Genomic DNA, 17,758 nt, shown 5'->3' with positions numbered 1-17,758 from the left:
TGGCGGCGCGCACTCGAACGGACTGAAGGCAAGGAGCAGCCCATGGCTGTCACGACCACCACCCACCTGAACTTCCGGGGCGCCGCGTGTGAGGCGCTGGACTTCTACCAGTCGGTGTTCGGCGGGCGCACCGTCGCCGTCACCTACAAGGACGCCGGCAACGTACAGAACGAGAGCGAGGCGGACTGGGTGATGTGGGGCGAGGTCGTCGCGGACAACGGCTTCCACATCATGGCCTACGACGTGCCCTCCCAACTGGCCTGGAACCAGGGCGACAACCCGTTCTTCGTGTCCGTGCGCGGCGACGACGCCGCCGAGATCAGCGCCCTGTGGCAGAAGCTGTCGCACGGCTCGACGGTGGTGCGGTCCCTGGAAGCCGCACAGTGGGCGCCGCTGTACGGCATGCTCACCGACCGCTTCGGTGTGACCTGGGTCCTGGACGTCAGCGCTCCCTACAACGGCTGACCGCCGGGCTCGCCACACAACTCGGAGGGTCCGCCGCGTTCTCGCGGCGGACCGGGGGGACAGAAGCGCAAGAAAACGGGTCACCGTCCGCAGGCAACACCGTGAGAAGAGCATGACCGTACTCGACACGCGCGCCCTCAACCGGGCCACCCTCGCCCGCCAGTACCTGCTCGACCGCAGGGACACACCTGTCCGCGACGCCGTTACACACCTGTGCGGGATGCAGGCGCAACAACCTCAGGAACCCTTCACGGGCCTGTGGTCCCGGCTGCCCGCCTTCACGCCGCAGGAACTGGACGAGGCGCTGACCGGACGCGAGGTCGTGCGCACACACTTGATGCGCCGCACCGTTCACCTCGTCACCGCCGACGACGCGCTGGCCTGGCGGGCGCGCCACGACTCTATGCTGCGCCAGCGGGTGACGGCCACCTACCGACGCGAACTGGCAGGTGTCGACCTGGACGAGGCCGCTGCTGCGGGCAGGGCGGTGATGGCCGACCGGCGGCCTCGCACCATGGCCGAACTCGTCCAGGCGCTCGAAGAGCGCTGGCCTGCGCCCCCGCGCCGCGTCCTGGGCGAACTGCTCGTTGCGGCCCTCATTTCCCATGGCCCAACTCCCGCCCCGCGGCCTGTGGCGCACCACGTCCGGCGTCCGCAACCTGCCCCTGGCCACCTGGCTCGGGCAGGACATCGCCTCGCTCCCTTGCGACGAGAGCGACCCGGTCGGGCAGCAACTCGTGCGGCGCTACCTCGCCGCCTACGGGCCCGCCACCAGCGCGGACATCCGCTCCTGGTGCGGTCTCGCCGGACTGCCCGCCGCAGTCAAAGCCATCCGCGAAGAACTCGTCACCTTCCGCGATGAACGCGGCCGCGAACTGCTCGACCTGCCCGACGCGCCACGCCCACACCCGGACACCCCCGCACCCGTCCGGTTCCTACCGGCATTCGACAACGCGATCCTCGGCTACCAGGACCGCAGCCGCATCATCGACGACGCCCACCTCGGCCTGTCCGTCGCCGGCCAGCGCGCCATCCTCGTCGACGGACGCGTCGCCGCAACCTGGACCAAGAGCGGCGAACAGCTCGGCATCAACCCGCTGCGTCCCCTCTCCGCATCGGAGCGAGAAGCAGTCCACGCCGAAGCCCAAGCCCTTGCCGTCTTCCACGACGCGAACAGCGACCGCGTGCACATCCGGTCGTGAGTATCGGCCGTACAGCGGTTAACGCTGAGATTGATCACGGGGTCTAGCTGCGGATCTCCGCGTTCGGGTGGGGCTGGGCCTGGAGGCGTTCGCCGAGGTCGGTCTCCTCGGGGGTGAGCGGGTCTTCTGGTCGGCGGATGCGGACGGGCTTGGGCCGCAGCGGCAGGTCGTCGTCCGCCGCAGCCACCTCGGCTTCAGCGAGCGCCCGGTAGAGCGAGGCGACCGAGGGCGACTTGCCCGCGTTCTTCCCGACCTTGATGGTGAGCTTCTTCGCGATCTCGGGGACGGGGACGCCCTTGTCCTTCAGGGCGACGGCGAAGGTCAGCATGTCGTCGTCGATGACCTTCGGCCGTCCGCCGTGGTTCCCCTTGGACGCGGCGATGACCTGGCCTTCGAGGGTCTTCTCCCGGATGTAGTTGCGCTCGATCTGCCCGGCGACCGCGAGCACGGCGAAGAACATGGCGCCCATGCCGTTGGGGTCGTAGATCCCGGTGAGCGGCCCGGTGAGGAATTCGAGCTGGATGCCACGGGACTGAAGCTCGGCGGACAGCGTCATCAGCTCGGCCGCGTTGCGCGCGAGGCGCTTGAGTTCGTGCACCGTGAGGATGACGGACGTCTCGGGCGCGGCCTCTTTGAACTGGTGGGCCAGCGCGAGCGCCTTCTCCAGCTCGGGGCGCACCTTCACCCGGGTGCTGATCTGCTCCTTGAAGACCTTGTGGCACTCCGCCCGGTGGAGGGCTTCGAGCTGGCTCGCCAGTTCCTGACGGGCGGTCGACGTCCGTGCGTACCCGATCCGGACCGGGCGCTCGGTGCGGGGCGCGGGCACCACCGTGAGCGCCGGGCCCTGCTTCCACGCACGGCCCGGGTGCCGGTCGGCGGGAACGAGGATCTCCAGTTCCTCGCGCAGCGCGGGGACGAGGACAAAGCGAGGCCTGGGCTCGGCAGGCCGGGCCGCAGTACAGCCGTCGCCGTGTCGCATCCTTCGGGAGCACGGTGCCGCAGATGTAGCAGTGTCGGCGGCGGGCCATGCCTCCAGGATCGCTCTGGTGTGGGCAGGTCGCGCGCTGACGTCGAGCGCGGGGCGCACAGCAAGTTGGTGCGGGAGCGTAGCTTCCGCGGGTCGGCCGTGGCCGAGCAAGATATCGGCGGAAACGCTCTTGGCCGGCCTCGGCCCGGGGCTGCCGGGGTCCTCCTCGGCCGAGGGCGGCCGAGGAGGCGGAACAGTGTCAACGCTCCCTCTTCAGAAACCCGCGACAGCCGTCCGCGAACGTGCGCGACCCCAGCCGAACCGGCAGGCGCAAGCGCGGGCGGCCGACTACTCGTGAGTTCTTCACGACCGCTTGATGACAGCTGTGACTGTCGCCCCCTCGTGCCCGGTGGCAGCCTCTGGGGCGTCAAGCTGGCCACAGGGGGGACGAGATGAACAAGGGCTACGCCGTCTTCTGCGACGCCGACCGGAAGTTCTACGACGCCCCCCACCGACTCGCAGAGGACGGCGACGGACCGGGCAAGCCGTACGAGGCGGGACGGCGCGAGGCGCCGGCGGGCTGGCAGCGGAACCGCAAGGGGGACTGGCTCGCGTACCGTCCGCTCGAGGGCCGCCTCCCGGCGCAGGGCTGGAAGATCCACATATCGGCCTGCCTCGACAACGCGGAGAAGGTGCTCGACCAGGTCTGGGACTACTGCGTCCCCCGGGGCATTGCTTTCAAGTTCGTACCGAGCCGGTATCTGCTGCACACCCGCAACGCGAAGTACGCGGACCGGGCAGGAAGCGGCAAGTTCATCACCGTCTACCCCGCCGACGACGCGCAGTGCAAGGCCGTTGCCGAGGACCTCGATATGCTCCTGGCCGGAGAACCCGGACCGTACATCCTGAGTGATCTGCGCTGGGGAGCCGGGCCCGTCCACGTGCGATACGGCAGTTTCACCGAGCGGCACTGTCGCGACGAACAGGGGGAGTTGCGGCCCGCCGTCGAAGACGCCTCGGGCCGGCTCGTCCCGGACGTGCGGGGGCCCGCCTTCCACGTCCCGGCCTGGGTCACACTGCCCGATTTCCTCCGCCCGCATGCGGAGGCACGAGCGGGCACCACCACGGACGGCATCCCCTACACCATCGAGCGTGCCCTCCACTTCTCCAATGGCGGCGGCGTCTACGTGGGCCGGGACGACCGGACGGGCGGGCGTGTCGTGCTCAAGGAGGGCCGGCCGCACGCCGGCCTCGCCGCCGACGGGGCGGACGCCGTGACTCGGCTGGAGCGGGAGAGGGACGCGCTGGAACAGCTGGCCGGGCTCTCCAGCACCCCGGAGGTGCTGGACTGGTTTGCGCTGGGGGACCACCGTTTCCTCGTCCTGGAGTACATCGAGGGCCGGCCACTCAACAGCTTCTTCGCCAGGCGCCATCCGCTGATCGAGGAGGACCCCGGCGACCAGGCGCTTGCCGCCTACACGCAGTGGGCGTTGCGCATCCACCGGCTCGTGGAGGACGCGGTGGCGCAGGTCCACGCGCGAGGAGTGGTTTTCAACGATTTACATCTGTTCAACATCATGGTCACCGAGGACGAGTCGTCCGTGGTGCTGCTGGATTTCGAAGCAGCGGCGCCGATCGGGGAGGGCCGGCGCCAGGTCATCGCCAACCCCGGCTTCGTGGCCCCCGCCGACCGCAGGGGCGCCGACGTCGACCGGTATGCTCTCGCCTGCCTGCGTCTGGCCCTGTTCCTTCCGCTGACCAGCCTGTTTGCTGTGGACCGCGCGAAAGCGGCCCATCTGGCGGACATCGTGGCGGAGAACTTCCCGGTGGACCGCGCCTTCCTCGACGAGGCGGTCGCGGAAATCACCCGCGGCCACCCGTCCGCGGAGCCGGCCCGGGTGCACCGGGCGGACTACCTGCCCCTCGAACCGGGCGACTGGCCGCACAGCCGCGACTCGATGGCGGACGCCATCCGGGCCTCGGCCCGTTTCGGCCGGGACGACCGCTGTCTGCCCGGCGACATCGCCCAGTTCGCCACCCCCGTGGGCGGCGCCTGCTTCGCGCACGGGGCGGCCGGAGTCCTGTACGCGCTGGCCGAGACCGGCTGCGGCAGCTGGCCCGAGGCCGAGGAGTGGCTGCTGCGAAGTGTGCGCCGGCCGGCTTCCGGCAGCCCTCTGGGCTTCTACGACGGGCTCGCCGGCATCGCCTGGACGCTCGAACACCTCGGGCATCGGGCGGCGGCCATGGACCTGCTGGAGGTCGTCCTCGCCGAGGACTGGACCGACATGGGGTCGGACCTGCACGGCGGCCTGGCGGGTATCGGCCTCGCCCTCGACGCGCTGGCCGAGTCCACCGGCGAGAGCTCGCTGCGGGAGGCCGCCCTGGACTGCAGCCGCCTCGTCGCCCGCGCAGCGGCGGCGGACCGCGGCCGCCCCGCCGGCAGGGCCGGGCTGCTGTACGGCGCCTCCGGCGCAGCCCTGCTGCACCTGCGCCTGTTCGAGAGGACCGGCGACCCGGCCCTCCTCGGCCTGGCGGCCGATGCGCTCCACCGCGATCTGGACCGCTGCGTACGCGGCGCCGGCGGAGCGCTCCAGGTCGACGAGGGCTGGCGCACCATGCCCTATCTCGGTGCGGGCAGCGCCGGTATCGGCATGGTGCTCGACGACTGGCTCGTCCACGGCGACGACGAGCGCTTCGCCCGGGCGCGGCAGGAGGTCGTACGGGCCGCGCAGGCGAAGTTCTATGCGCAGCCCGGTCTCTTCCGGGGTGCCGCCGGCATGGTGATGTTCCTGAGCCGGACGGCGGCGACCGGCCCCGGCACCTTGCCGGCCCACCTGGCACGGCAGATCGGTGTGCTGTCCTGGCACGCCCTGCCCTACGAGGGCCATCTCGCCTTCCCCGGCGAGCAGATGATGCGGCTCTCCATGGATCTCGCCACCGGCACGGCGGGCTGCCTGCTTGCCCTCGGCGCCGCACTGGACGACGCCCCGGTGCAGCTGCCGTTCCTGCCGCGCGTATCTCCCGGCCGCTCTTGCGGCCCCCAGAGCTGACCTTCGGTCACCGGAGGTCATGGCAAGGCACATTCGTCCCCGAGAAAGGAAAACAACATGTCGCTTCTCGACCTGCAGAGCATGGAGACCCCGAAGGACGCGCTCACGGACGAGATCGCCACCGGCGGCAGCCGCGCGAGCTTGCTGCTCTGCGGCGACAGCAGCCTGAGCGTCACCACCTGTAACTGACCCGGTCGTCGTGCGGCACTCCGCGCGACGACGGTGAACCCTGCCAGCGGTCCCGGGCGGATTCTGCGCCTGGGACCGTTCGGCTCGAACGACGAGGGAGCGCCCGTGAGTCCCCAACGGCCGGCAGTCGCGCCCGGCAAGCGCGCCCGTGGCTCGGTCGGGCCGTCCGCAACCGGCGCCGTGGCCCGGTCGCTGCTGACCGGTGGGGCAGTGGCGTTTCCCGGCCGGACCGCAGCCCTCGTCGCGACGAGCCTGCTCTCGGCGGCCGCCGCCATCGCCCTGCCCGCCCTGCTTGGGCGCTCACTGGACCTCGTTCTCGCAGGCGCCGCGGACGCCGGACCGTGGCTGGCGCTGTGCGCGGCACTCGTCGTCGCGGACGTTGCGTGCGACGCGGCCTCCGCCCGCCTCGCTGGCACACTCACCGCACACTCCGCCGCGCGGACACGACGCCGCGCCTTTGGCCACCTGCTCGCCGCCGGGCCGAGGGTGGCGGGACGGTTCACCTCCGGCGATCTCGTGACCCGGCTGACGGCGAACGTGACAGAGGCCGCCGCGGCACCCGCAATCGCCGCGGCAGCCGTACCGGCCGTCGTCCTGCCGGTCGGCGCACTGGTCGCGCTCGCCCTGACCGACCTGTGGACGGTCGCAGTCTTCGCGGCCGGCGCGCCGCTGATGGTGCTGCTCGTGCGCGCATTCGCCCGCGACACCTCCGCCGGGGTGGCCGAGTACCAGCAGGTCCAGGGGAACATCGCCGCCCGCCTGGTCGAGGCACTCGAAGGAGCCCGCTCCGTCGCCGCCGCCGGGACGACGGAGCGGGAACGCGCACGGATCCTGGCGCCCCTGCCCGAACTGGCCGCCCAGGGACGGCGCATGTGGCACGTGTACGGCCGCGCCGTCGCCCGGGGCGCGGTGCTGCTGCCTCTGCTGGAGACCGGCGTGCTCGCGGTCGGCGGGCTGCGGGTGGCGGCAGGGTACATGAGCGTGGGTGAGCTGCTGGCGGCGCTCCGTTACGCGGCCCTGGCCGCAGGCCTGGGCGCCGTCGTCGGACAGTTGTCGGGTCTGCTGCGCAGCCGGGCCGCAGCGGGGCGTGCCGCCGAGGCGCTGGCCGCACCCGTCGTGGCGTACGGCCGGCGCGGGCTGCCCGGTGATGGGTGCGGCCGGCTGGAGTTCCGCGACGTGTCGGTGGTGCGCGACGGCCGACCCGTGCTCCGGGGCGTCGGCCTGGTCGTGCCCGGCGGTGCCACCCTGGCCCTGGTGGGGCGGTCCGGCTCGGGCAAGACGGCCCTGGCCCAGTTGCCCGGACGGCTGGCCGACCCCGACACCGGCACCGTCTTTCTGGACGGCGTCCCCGTTGCGGAGATCGAACGCGAGGTCCTGCGCCGGGAGGTGGGATACGCCTTCGAGCGGCCCGCGCTGTTCGGCACGACTGTGCGGGACTCCATCGCGTTCGGACCGTACGCACCACCCTTGGCCGAGGTGTGCGCCGCTGCTCGGGCGGCGGGGGCGGACGCCTTCGTGCGGCGGCTGCCGGGCGGCTATGGCACGCCGCTGAAGCGTGCGCCGCTGTCCGGCGGGGAGGCACAACGACTTGGCCTCGCACGGGCCTTCGCCCATGCCGGACGGCTGCTCGTCCTCGACGACGCCACGTCGAGCCTGGACAGCGTCACCGAACGCCAGGTCGCGCGGGCCCTCCTGCACCAGGTCCGGCCCGGCACCCGCCTCGTCGTCGCTCACCGGGCCTCCTCGGCGGCCCGGGCCGACCTCGTCGCCTGGCTCGACGACGGCCGGATCCGGGCGGTCGGTCCGCATGCCGCGCTCTGGGCGCTGCCCGAGTACCGTGCCGTGTTCGCCGCGGACGACGATCCGGCCCACGTGCCGGACTGTGTGCGGCCGCACGCCGCTGCTGACGACGGGCGGGCGGGCAGACAGGGGACGCCGGGTGAACTGGCGCAGGGCCATGGGCCGGTGGGCGGGACTCCGTGACGGCCGCAGGACGGGCGCAAACGGCCGCGGGCGGTGCGCTGCGGCCCGGGGCGGGAGGCACTCCGCCGCATGACCGCCCCCCGCTGCCGGCCGACGGGCCCGTTCGGGGGGCGCTGCGCAGGATGCTGCCGCAGGCGGTCCCGTTCCTCGCCCGGCGACGCGGCGTGCTCCTGCGCCTTGGCGGCTGGTCGCTGCTGGAGTCCGCGCAGACCTTCCTCGGCGGATACGGTGTGGCCGCGGCGCTCGACCGTGGGTTCCTCGCCGGGCAGCCCGCCGTGGGGCTCGGCTGGCTGGCCGTGGCCGCTGCGGCGGTCGTCGCCGGGGGGGCTGCCACGCACAGGGTGTTCCACCGTCTCGCCGACCTCGTGGAGCCGTTGCGCGACGGCCTCGTCCGCAGGGTCGTCGGCTCGGCGCTGTCCTCCGCGGTGGCAGGGCGGGGAGGGTGCACCGGCCATGCGGCCGTCTCACGGCTGACGCATCAGACGGAGGCGGCACGGGACGGGTTCGCGGGGCTGGTGATGGTGACCAGGTCCTTCGTCTTCACGACCGCGGGGGTCGTGGTGGGCCTCGCGGCGCTGGCTCCGGCCCTGCTGCTGGTCGTCCTGCCGCCGCTTGTCGCCGGGCTCGTGCTCTTCATCGCAGCCCTGCGTCCGATGGCAGCGCGGCAGCAGGACTTCCTGCGTACCGACGAGGAACTCGCCGCCCGGATCGGCTCCGACGTCGCCGGGCTCCGGGACATCGTCGCCTGCGGTGCCGAGGCGCGCGCTGCGGACGCGGCAGGCGAACTGATCGACGCGCAGACCCGGGCTGCCCGGGCACTGGCCCGGTGGGCCGCCGTGCGGACGGTCGCCCTCGGGCTCGCCGGGCAGGCGCCCGTCGTCCTGCTGCTGGCCGCCGCGCCGTGGCTGCTTGACCGCGGCGTCACGGCCGGGGAACTGCTGGGCGCGCTTACGTACCTGACGCAGGCGCTGCTGCCGGCCCTGAACACCCTGATGACCGGTCTGGGCACGGCCGGCACCCGGCTGCTGGTGATTCTCGACCGGCTCACCGGCCCCGAAGAGCCCCCGGCGCCGGGCTTTCCCACGGCCCCGGCGGCGCGGACTGTGGAAAAGCCCGGGGCTGCCTCGGACCCGGGTCCGAGGTCACGCGGCGCGGTCACGGCCCTTGCCGGCGCTCGCCCTCGGACTCCGGGGCCCCGGAAGCCGGCACCGCAGCAGGGAACGCCGCCCGCGGAGCCCGACGCAGCCGCGCCGAGCCTGGAACTGCGGTCCCTGTCCTTCTCCTACGGTCCGGACGCCACGCCCGTGATCGACGGTCTCGACCTCCTGGTGGAGCCGGGTGAGCACCTGGCCCTGGTCGGACCGAGCGGTATCGGCAAGTCCACCCTGTTCGGGCTGGTCGCAGGGCTGCTCGAGCCGGACCGTGGGCAGTTGCTGATCGGCGGCGCGCCCGTGCACCGACCCGACCGGGACCCGTCCGCGGCCCGGCGGGCCCTGATCCCGCAGGAAGCCTACGTGTTCGGGGGCAGCCTTCGGGACAACCTGCTGTACCTGTGCCCGGGCGGGGCACCGACGCCTGACGTGGAGGCCGCGGTACGTGCCGTCGGCCTCGATGGCGTGGTGCGCGGGCTCGGAGGGCTGGACGCCCGGATCGACCCCGCGGCCCTGTCCCAGGGGGAACGCCAACTAGTCGCCCTGGCACGGGCGTACGTCGCCCCCGCCCGTCTCATCCTGCTGGACGAGGCGACCTGCCATCTGGATCCGGCGGCCGAGGCCCGTGCCGAGCGTGCCTTCGCCGACCGGCCGGGAACACTCCTGGTGATCGCCCACCGGCTCTCGTCGGCACGGCGGGCGGACCGGGTCCTGGTACTGGATGGGGTGAGCGCGACGGCCGGACGCCACGAGGAGCTGCTCGAACGTTCCCAGACGTATCGCGACCTCGTGGGCCACTGGCACCCGCAGGCCGGGTGACCCGCGGGCGCCGCCCCGCGGACCCGGCCGCATCCGCCGCTCAGACCCACCCGGCGTGCTGCGATATCCGTATGGCATCGACCCGGTTACGGGCTCCGGTCTTACGGGTGATCGTGGACATGTAGTTACGCACGGTCCCCAGCGACAGGTGCAGGTTGCGCGCGATCTCGGCGCTCGTCGCCCCTTCCGCGGCCAGCCGCAGAACGCTGAGTTCACGAGGCGTCAGAGGCATGTGCGCGGCCTGAAGGAAACCGAAGGCGAGCGATTCGTCGACGAATCGCTCGCCCTCGGCCACCTGCCTGATGCCGTCGAGTAATCGCTGCGGGCCCGCGTCCTTGCTGACGTACCCGAGCGCGCCCGCATCGAAGGCGCGGCGCAGCAGACCGGGTCTGGTGCCCGTGGCGAGCACGAGCAGTGCCGCGGCCGGATCGGGCACGCGCCGGAGCAGGCCGGTCAGTGTGCCCGGCACGGCCGCGCCCGGACACTCGACATCCGCGACGCACACGTGCGGCCGCAGGGAATCGGCCTGTCCGACGGCCGCCCGCCACGACGATCCGCTCACCTCCAGGTCGTCCTCCCTCCCCAGGAACATCGTCAACGCGGATCTCATCAGACAGCCGTCGTGCACCAGGAGCACCCGAATCACGCTCTCTTGTCCCCTTCAACTGCCGCACCGCTCAACGTGATCGGCCGGACACCAACGGTCAGTACGTACAGCCGTTGCCCGCATATCGGGACGGTAGTCGCGCTCACAGAGGCACAGGAGCGCTCGCCCCATGCGGAGTGCGCCCCCTGCGCGCCGGAGCGCGTTGAGCGCACACCCCGGCGCACAAGGAGCAGCAGCGCCGCGCCTGAAGGGCGGCAGGAAGCTTTGCCAGCCGTACACCCGCGGCCGCCTGGGAAGCACATCTCACCCCAGTCGAGGACGCTGAGCCGGGCGCGCTGCACACGTTCACCCTCGAGGACGACGGCCGGGTGCGCACCCTTGCCAACAAGGGGGTGCGCTGGCGGAACCGGCACTACGTGGATGCGTGGATGACCGGGCAGGCCGGGCGAAAGGTGCGGCTACCCGCGATCTGCGCCGACAACCCCGGCGCCTTCCTGGGCACCGGGGAAGCGCAAGCCGAGGGCGAGTTGGACGCTGCGGATCTGGACAAGGTCAAGGGGACGTTGACCAACCTCGGGTACGCGATCGTTCCCGAGGAGCTACTGGAGTGCGACTACGCCGGGCCGAGCCAGCTGCCCTGGCATGTTCAGCGACCCACCTGGTGGCACCGCTACTTCGGCAGCTTCTGACGATTGCGCAGTCAGGGCCAATCCGGTGCCTGCGAGACAGCCGTCGATGGCGTCCGGCCGGTACTGGAGCTGCTTGAGCCGGCGCTTGACCGCGCGAGTTACCTCGCCGAGGTTGGCTGCGGCGAGGTTGCCGATGTCGCGCTTGACCAGCGACCAGATGCCCTCCTGCGGGTTCAGGTCCGGCGCGTAGATGGGCAGCTGGAACACGGTGAGCCAGGAGGCGTTCGCGTCGATGAACTCCCGCAGCGGCTTGGTGAGGTGGAGGCGGACGTTGTCCCAGATCAGCACGATCGGGCCGCCGAGCTGGATGCGGACCCGGATGAGCTGGTGCCTTCTGCTCCTTGTCGGTGATGGGGATGCCGACGATGTTCCGGAGCCGCGTGATGGCCTTGTCCGTAGACACGCTGCTGAGGGTGGCGTCCACCAAGGACTCCGGCCTCCTGCCGCGGACTGTAGCGGGCGGTTTCCCGCCCACCCGTCGCGGCGAACACGTAGATTTCGCCCTCCGAAGCCAGCAGCGTGCCGGCGACAAAGGAGAATCCCCCCGCGACCGGACTATCCACAAAGCAGCAGTCGTCCACAACGCGTCAGGCCTGTTCGCGAAGCGGTGCAACGATCAAGGTTCCGATCATGTCGAGAAGGGACCGCTCCGATGGTCAAATCCACGGATGTGCAGGAACTGCAGTCTGCGCTCGATGCCGTCGACGACTCGACTGTCCTCGCGGCGGCCTGGGACGCGTTCGATCTGACCATTGGCGTCGCCGACGGCGTCACGTGGCAGGAGGGAGATGAGTTGCAGGCGGTGGCTGCGGCCGCAGCTGGCTCAGCCGGGCGTGCGCTGCTGCCGCTGCCAGCGGCAGCAGTTGTCGGCGCCCGCTGAGCCCACCCAGATCCCCGTAGTAGGCGGAGGCGCGCATCGGACCGCCCGGCAGACAGATCAGCGGGTCCCCCTCCCCCACGAGGTGGTACGCGAGCTTGGTCCCGTCATGCGCTCTGAACGTCCCCATGCGGTGATCCTCACCAGCGGCGCGCCGTCGTGGCAATGGGCTTACGCCCACAGTGCAGCCGGCCCACAGCGCAGCCGGACGACCGGTCGGCCACGAGCGTTGCGCCGAGGCGCGGTCAGTGGCCCCGTCCCGGCCTGCCGCACCCACAGCTGAGCCGAAACAGGGACTGCACCAGGTCGTCGGTCACGACCCGTCCCGCCCCTGCACGGCGTAGTAGTGGGCACGGACACGCCGCAGCCACGCTTCGGCGGGCGCCTCGTCGGCCTGCTCGGGCAGGGCGCTGCGCGTCTCGTCGAAGGCCTGTTCGTAGTGCTGCAGCAGCGGCAGCGCGGCCATCGCGTCCGCCGCAACCCGTTCACCGAACCGGTAGTACTCGTCGGGGTCGTCGACGCGGATGCTCAGGTGTCCCGTGGCGTAAAGCTCGTAGCCCTGCCCGCAGAGGCGCTTGAGGTGGCGGGCGTGCTTTGCGGTGCGCTTGCGGGTGTCGGCGCAGAGCGCGCCGTCGCCACGGTCGTAGAGCCGTTTGAACTGCTGGGTGGCGTATCCGAGATAGGCGTCGCGGACCCGCTTGGCGGACAGCAGCGACGACCGGAGACCGATCAGCTCGTCGCCGAGCGGCGTGCGCACCTCGTACAGCTCATCGGGGAGCCAGACGAGTTCGTTGACGGTGGGGTTGCCGCGCAGGGCAAGCCGGCACCATTTGGCGACCTCGTGGAGGGTGCTGTCCGGCGCGGTCGTGACGTGCGACTCCTTCGGGGGGTGGAGGCCGTGGAGGTCCTCGGTCGGGGCGGCGAACACGCCGAGGCGGTCCACGTCCGATCCTTCGCGGGCCAGGCCGTACGCGGTGGAGCCGACTATGCCGGACAGCAGGATGTTCTTGGAGGTCACAGCTGCCTCTCTCTCGTGTGGTGGATGGCGGGCGGGAGTACCGGTTGCTCTTCCGCCGGCGCGGCGCCGACGCGGCACGGTCCCGCGTCGGCGCCCGTTCAGCTCTGCCGGCCGGCGCCGGACCCGGTGCCCGGCCCCTGCCGCTCCCACGGCCAGGAGGCGTCGCGACCTGCATCCAGGAGCGGGATCATGCGGAACGCCGCGTCGGACAGGCCGCCCAGCGCGTGCCGGTTGCCGCCGCCGGACGCCGTCGCGGCCTCCCGGTAGCCGGCCATGTTCCACATGTACACCGGCACGGTCCTCGGAATGAGGTCGTCGATCTGCGTCTCGCGCATCCCGCCGTATCCGGAGCAGTTCGACGGCAGCCAGCCGGGCCGGGTCTGCTCGTCGGTGACGATGACGACGCGGTCGTGCCCGTCGAAGTGCTTCTTCACCGCCGAGGGGATGTCCGTGCCACCGATCTGCCCGAACGCCTCGACCAGGCGCAGGACGCTCCCGCCCTTCGGGACGCTCATGGCGTTCGAGGTCTGGCCGAACTCGACCAGGGTCGGGCGCTCGGCGCGCATCGCGAGGGCCGACCCGAACACGGCGGCCTGCTCCGCAAGTGAGATGTCCGACCGGTTCGGGGTCGAGTAGCCGTATCCCGGGAACATCGACGGGGACCGGTCGACCAGGATCAGCGTCCGGCCGTGCAGCGCGGGCACGTTGGCGAGCGAGTGCCCGATCGCCTGCTCGAGTGCGTGCGCCCAGCGCAGCGACGGCGCTGCCTTGTACGCGGCCCACCAGCGGAACGGGAACATGCGCGAGCGGCGCACCTGGCCGGCGTCGGCGAACCGCGACGCGACGGTGGCGGCGACGGCGTCGCAGACACCGGCCTGGTCGAAGTTGCGCAGGTTCCGGGCGAGAGCCATCAGCCCCATCGACGGGATGACCGCCTCCCAGGCCGCAGCGTCCAAGGGGCCCTGCACCCAGCCCGCCAGCGCCTCCCAGGTCATGCCGGCGTCGTCGAGCAGCGTCCGGTCCCACGGGTCCCGGAGCAGCGCGCGCCGGTCGGGCACGGGCATCGACATGAGCTTCGCGCGCCGGCGCAGCATCGCAAGCTGCTCCGGGACGCTCTCGTCGCGTCCATGGCGGCGGTCCAGCGCGTGCTTGAACAGCAAACCCTGCCAGGCCCGGTCAGGGCTCGGTGCGGCGTGGACGAGCTCGAGAACGTCGCCGAAGCGGAAGCCCTTGGAGTCGGTGTCGTACTTCAGCAGCGACCGCTCGTCGTAGAGGCGCTGGACGGCGTCGGCGATACCGCGCTTGACGGGCTTCGGCAGGCGGCGGCCGTAGCGGGACGTCCAGTAGCCGAGCATCTCGCCCGGCTCGTCGGCACGCTGGAGCACGGACGCGACGACGGCGCGGTTCGAGTACGGCAGGGCTCCTTCGGCGGCAGCCTGCCCTGGGGCGGCGGCACGGTCCGCCTCGAGCCGGGCATGGACGAACTCGGCGGCGCCGACGAGCGCCGCGGTGCGCATGTTGCCCTCCCCGCGGAGCCAGCCGAGCAGGCCGGCGGTCCAGGCGGGGTCGTCGGTGGCGAGCTGCCGTACGAGGGCGGTGAACCGGTCGTCGCGCCGGCCGCCGGTCTCGTAGAAGGTGTCCTGCGAGACGAAGTTGGAGACCGCAAGCAGGAAGAGTTCACTCTTGGCGTCGCGGAGGTGGGCGGTCGCTCCCTCGTGGGTGACGGTCCGCTCCCCGGTCGTGGTCACGGGCGAGCTTGCGGCCGGGCGGGCGCCGCGGGTGTTGAAGCGGGACATGAGAAACCCCTCGCTCTGGAGGAGAAGCTCAGCAACGGGTGCCCGAGATCAAGGTCGGTGGAGGAGACAAGGTGCTCTGACCGCTGAGCTACGGGGGGCCGAGACCCCCGGCGGGATTCGAACCCGCGACCACCCCATGAGTAGTGGAAGTATCCCCCGCCTGCGCACCGGGCACCCGATGCTGTGCCTCCCGAGATCAATGACGGCTGCGGTGCTTTCATCTCAAAGAAGTAACCGCGGCCTGCGCACCGGGAGGTGCAGATGAACCTGTGCGTCGACCGTAGCCCAGCCCGCGCACGTCGCCCACCGAGTTTTCGCCCGCCTGCGTGGACACCGACCGAACGGAAGGCCCAGCACGCCGGTTTCGGGGACGGGTCGGGTGTCAGGGTCGGTAGCGCAGCGGGTGGTGTTCCGGTACTTCGACCAAGGCGATCCGTACTCCGTCCGGGTCGGCGATCCACATCTCGACGAGCCCCCACGGCTCCTCCTGCGGGGGACGCAGCACGTCCACATTTTTGCCGCGCAACTCCTCATAAGCCGCGTGTACATCAGCCACTTGCAGCCACATCCGCAGGGCCGGTGACGGCGGTACGTCCGAGCGGCCGGAGACCTCGAGGAAGCCGCCGCCGAGGAAGTACACCGTGCCGCGCTCGGGTCCGGTGCCGAATTCGCGGGCGATCGCCAGCCCGAGGGCACGGCCGTAGAAGTCTCGCGACCGCTGAGGGTCGGTGGGACGCAGCAGGATCCTGCTGCCCAGTACATGCACCATGCCCGGAGCGTACGGTGACGAGCCCGCGGCCGATGCCTTGACTCCGGGCGGGTGGGCTGGATAACTGGTCCGGAGCAGCACGACCGAATGATCGGTCGTCCGGTTCGGGATGGGAGTTTCCGCAATGACGGACCTGCTGGACGCGGCGGAGCGGCTCAGTCGCGAGGAGCTCGGAGCCCTGCAGCTCGAGCGGCTTCAGCAGACCCTGCACCATGTGTACGAGAACGTCGCCTTCTACCGGGACGCATTCGACAAGGCAGGACTGCGGCCCGAGGACTGCCGCACCCTCGCCGATCTCGCGCACTTCCCCTTCACCACCAAGGCCGACCTGCGGGACAACTACCCCTTCGGCATGTTCGCCGTCGAGCAGTCCCAGGTGCGGCGCATCCATGCCTCCAGCGGCACGACGGGCCGGCCCACCGTGGTCGGCTACACCGCGCGCGACCTGGACACCTGGGCGGATGTGGTGGCCCGCTCGATCCGCGCGGCCGGCGGCCGGCCGGGACACAAGGTCCATGTGGCGTACGGATACGGACTGTTCACGGGCGGCCTCGGCGCGCACTACGGCGCGGAGCGCCTCGGCTGCACGGTCATCCCCGCATCCGGCGGTATGACGGCGCGCCAGGTGCAGCTGATCCAGGACTTCCGGCCCGAGATCATCATGGTCACCCCGTCGTACATGCTCACACTGCTCGACGAGTTCGAGCGGCAGGGCATCGACCCGCGGGCGACCTCGCTCAAGGTCGGGATATTCGGCGCCGAGCCGTGGACGGAGGAGATGCGCCGCGAGATCGAAGAGCGGTTCGCCATCGACGCCGTGGACATCTACGGGCTGTCGGAGGTGATGGGCCCGGGCGTCGCCCAGGAGTGCGTGGAGACCAAGGACGGACTGCACATCTGGGAGGACCACTTCTATCCGGAAGTCGTCGATCCGCTCACCGGCGAGGTGCTGCCGGACGGCGAGAGCGGTGAGCTCGTCTTCACCTCGCTCACCAAGGAGGCCATGCCGGTGATCCGTTACCGGACACGGGACCTCACCAGGCTGCTGCCGGGCACGGCGCGGCAGTTCCGCCGGATGGAGAAGGTGACCGGGCGCAGCGACGACATGGTGATCCTGCGTGGCGTGAATCTCTTCCCCACCCAGATCGAGGAGATCGTGCTGCGCACGGCCCATGTGGCCCCGCACTTCCAGCTGCGCCTGACCCGTGAGGGACGGCTCGACGCGCTCACGGTGCGCGCGGAGGCACGCGCGGAGGCGAGTGCCGAGCAGCGCGCGGCGGCCGAGCGGGCGATCGCCGCGGCCGTCAAGGACGGGATCGGGGTGTCCGTCACGGTGGAAGTGGTCGACCCAGAGACGCTCGAGCGCTCGGTGGGCAAGATCAAACGGATCGTGGACCTGCGCGAGCTCCGCGACCACTGAGGCCACCACGGATACCGGACGGGATGTTGACACCGGCCTGCCCGGGTGACTGCATGGTCCAACCTGCTTACCACGCAGTCACTTTGGGGAGGCACGCTGCTCTACGGCTCGCTGCTTCTGATCTCCCGCGCTCGCGAGATGCCCGTTCCTGACCCACCGCCACAGGCGTCGCCTCGGACTGCCCCTGATGTGACATGAGCGTGGGCACGGAGGCTCCGTTCCTCGAGGGCCGAGGCGCAGACGCCTTGCGGACGGCAAGGACGGAGGTTGCGGGGGCCGGTCAGTTGAAGAGTGTTTCGTCCCAAGCAGGGGTGTTTGGTCACTCGGACGATGAAGTTGTTTGGACCAGGTGATCGCGCGTGTGAGGATCGAGCCGAGTCTCCACGCGAGGGCGGCAGTTGTGCGCGTGAGTGCTGTAAAGGCAAGGGGGATGTCGGAAATGTTCGCTGGGGGAACAGCGCGGCTGCTGGTCAGCAACGACGGTGAGGAGCCGCTGGAACTGAGCGTGGAGCCTTGGGCGGACATTCACCGGATCCCGCCGAAACGGACCTGTGTTGTGGTCACCCACTCGTCGGCAGGAGATGGTTCTTGGTCCGGGACATTGCGTGGGGACGAGCCGTTCCAGGTCGACCATCGGCCCGATTCGGTCACGGTGTGGGCCAACGGCGAGTGCTTCCACCTCAGCGACACGGAAGGTAACGCGATCGACGCAGCCGACTGGCACTGCCCTGCCCAGAATCCGGCCACTTGACGAAG

Annotated in this window: 14 protein-coding genes and 3 pseudogenes; 10 read left to right on the top strand and 7 right to left on the bottom strand. The window is 71.2% G+C overall.

Features of this window, described 5'->3' with window-relative positions:
- The first annotated feature begins 42 nt into the window (after positions 1-42).
- Both ABZ208_RS27805 and ABZ208_RS27800 read left to right on the top strand, forming a co-directional pair.
- Positions 43-465, top strand: coding sequence for a VOC family protein (locus ABZ208_RS27805; protein ID WP_356912188.1), 423 nt, complete (start codon positions 43-45; stop codon positions 463-465).
- 256 nt (positions 466-721) lie between these two features.
- A pseudogene (locus ABZ208_RS27800) lies at positions 722-1,667 on the top strand (winged helix DNA-binding domain-containing protein).
- Positions 1,668-1,710: 43 nt separating this feature from the next.
- On the opposite strand, the gene ABZ208_RS27795 reads toward ABZ208_RS27800, so the two are convergent.
- Complete coding sequence (locus ABZ208_RS27795) at positions 1,711-2,646, bottom strand: recombinase family protein (RefSeq protein ID WP_356912187.1); 936 nt, start codon at positions 2,644-2,646, stop codon at positions 1,711-1,713.
- Positions 2,647-3,086: 440 nt separating this feature from the next.
- Between ABZ208_RS27795 and lanKC the strand changes: the two genes are divergently transcribed.
- The 4 genes from lanKC to ABZ208_RS27775 all read left to right on the top strand — a co-directional run bounded on the left by lanKC (position 3,087) and on the right by ABZ208_RS27775 (position 9,826).
- A complete protein-coding gene (lanKC, locus tag ABZ208_RS27790; protein ID WP_356912186.1) occupies positions 3,087-5,684 on the top strand; it encodes a class III lanthionine synthetase LanKC in 2,598 nt (865 codons plus the stop codon).
- A gap of 57 nt (positions 5,685-5,741) precedes the next feature.
- On the top strand, positions 5,742-5,873 hold the full coding sequence (locus ABZ208_RS27785) for a SapB/AmfS family lanthipeptide (RefSeq protein ID WP_356912185.1): 132 nt from the start codon (positions 5,742-5,744) through the stop codon (positions 5,871-5,873).
- A 105-nt stretch (positions 5,874-5,978) separates the two neighbouring features.
- Entirely contained in the window at positions 5,979-7,856 is a 1,878-nt protein-coding gene (locus ABZ208_RS27780) for an ABC transporter ATP-binding protein (RefSeq protein WP_356912184.1), read from the top strand.
- A 122-nt stretch (positions 7,857-7,978) separates the two neighbouring features.
- Entirely contained in the window at positions 7,979-9,826 is a 1,848-nt protein-coding gene (locus ABZ208_RS27775; protein WP_356912183.1) for an ABC transporter ATP-binding protein, read from the top strand.
- A gap of 40 nt (positions 9,827-9,866) precedes the next feature.
- Here ABZ208_RS27775 and ABZ208_RS27770 read toward each other — a convergent pair whose 3' ends face one another.
- Entirely contained in the window at positions 9,867-10,436 is a 570-nt protein-coding gene (locus ABZ208_RS27770; protein ID WP_356912217.1) for a response regulator transcription factor, read from the bottom strand.
- 347 nt (positions 10,437-10,783) lie between these two features.
- Between ABZ208_RS27770 and ABZ208_RS27765 the strand changes: the two are divergent.
- Positions 10,784-10,891, top strand: a pseudogene (locus ABZ208_RS27765) (Mu transposase C-terminal domain-containing protein); the annotation flags it as partial.
- A 141-nt stretch (positions 10,892-11,032) separates the two neighbouring features.
- On the opposite strand, the gene ABZ208_RS27760 reads toward ABZ208_RS27765, so the two are convergent.
- A complete protein-coding gene (locus tag ABZ208_RS27760) occupies positions 11,033-11,413 on the bottom strand; it encodes a transposase (RefSeq protein ID WP_356912216.1) in 381 nt (126 codons plus the stop codon).
- A gap of 361 nt (positions 11,414-11,774) precedes the next feature.
- On the opposite strand from ABZ208_RS27760, the gene ABZ208_RS27755 reads away from it, so the two are divergent.
- Positions 11,775-12,002 (top strand): hypothetical protein, encoded by a 228-nt coding sequence (locus ABZ208_RS27755; protein WP_356912222.1) that lies wholly within the window; start codon positions 11,775-11,777, stop codon positions 12,000-12,002.
- Here ABZ208_RS27755 and ABZ208_RS27750 read toward each other — a convergent pair.
- The 4 genes and pseudogenes from ABZ208_RS27750 to ABZ208_RS27735 form a co-directional block, all read right to left on the bottom strand.
- A pseudogene (locus tag ABZ208_RS27750) lies at positions 11,980-12,129 on the bottom strand (alpha/beta hydrolase); the annotation flags it as partial. The gene ABZ208_RS27755 and the pseudogene ABZ208_RS27750 overlap by 23 nt on opposite strands.
- Before the next feature lie 183 nt (positions 12,130-12,312).
- Positions 12,313-13,017: a nucleotidyltransferase domain-containing protein gene (locus tag ABZ208_RS27745; protein WP_356912182.1), complete on the bottom strand. Its 705-nt coding sequence runs from the start codon at positions 13,015-13,017 to the stop codon at positions 12,313-12,315.
- Positions 13,018-13,115: 98 nt separating this feature from the next.
- Positions 13,116-14,813 (bottom strand): TROVE domain-containing protein, encoded by a 1,698-nt coding sequence (locus ABZ208_RS27740; RefSeq protein WP_356912181.1) that lies wholly within the window; start codon positions 14,811-14,813, stop codon positions 13,116-13,118.
- 382 nt (positions 14,814-15,195) lie between these two features.
- Positions 15,196-15,582, bottom strand: coding sequence for a VOC family protein (locus ABZ208_RS27735; protein ID WP_356912180.1), 387 nt, complete (start codon positions 15,580-15,582; stop codon positions 15,196-15,198).
- Between the two features lie 124 nt (positions 15,583-15,706).
- Here ABZ208_RS27735 and paaK point away from each other — a divergent pair, with 124 nt between their 5' ends.
- Both paaK and ABZ208_RS27725 read left to right on the top strand, forming a co-directional pair.
- Positions 15,707-17,002, top strand: coding sequence for a phenylacetate--CoA ligase PaaK (gene paaK / locus ABZ208_RS27730; RefSeq protein ID WP_356912179.1), 1,296 nt, complete (start codon positions 15,707-15,709; stop codon positions 17,000-17,002).
- A gap of 430 nt (positions 17,003-17,432) precedes the next feature.
- On the top strand, positions 17,433-17,753 hold the full coding sequence (locus tag ABZ208_RS27725) for a hypothetical protein (RefSeq protein ID WP_356912178.1): 321 nt from the start codon (positions 17,433-17,435) through the stop codon (positions 17,751-17,753).
- The last annotated feature ends 5 nt before the right edge of the window (positions 17,754-17,758 follow it).

The sequence above is a fragment of the Streptomyces sp. NPDC006208 genome (genome assembly GCF_040613775.1).
In the GTDB taxonomy this organism is placed as follows: Bacteria; Actinomycetota; Actinomycetes; order Streptomycetales; family Streptomycetaceae; genus Streptomyces.
This window is presented reverse-complemented; position numbering and strand designations above follow the sequence as displayed.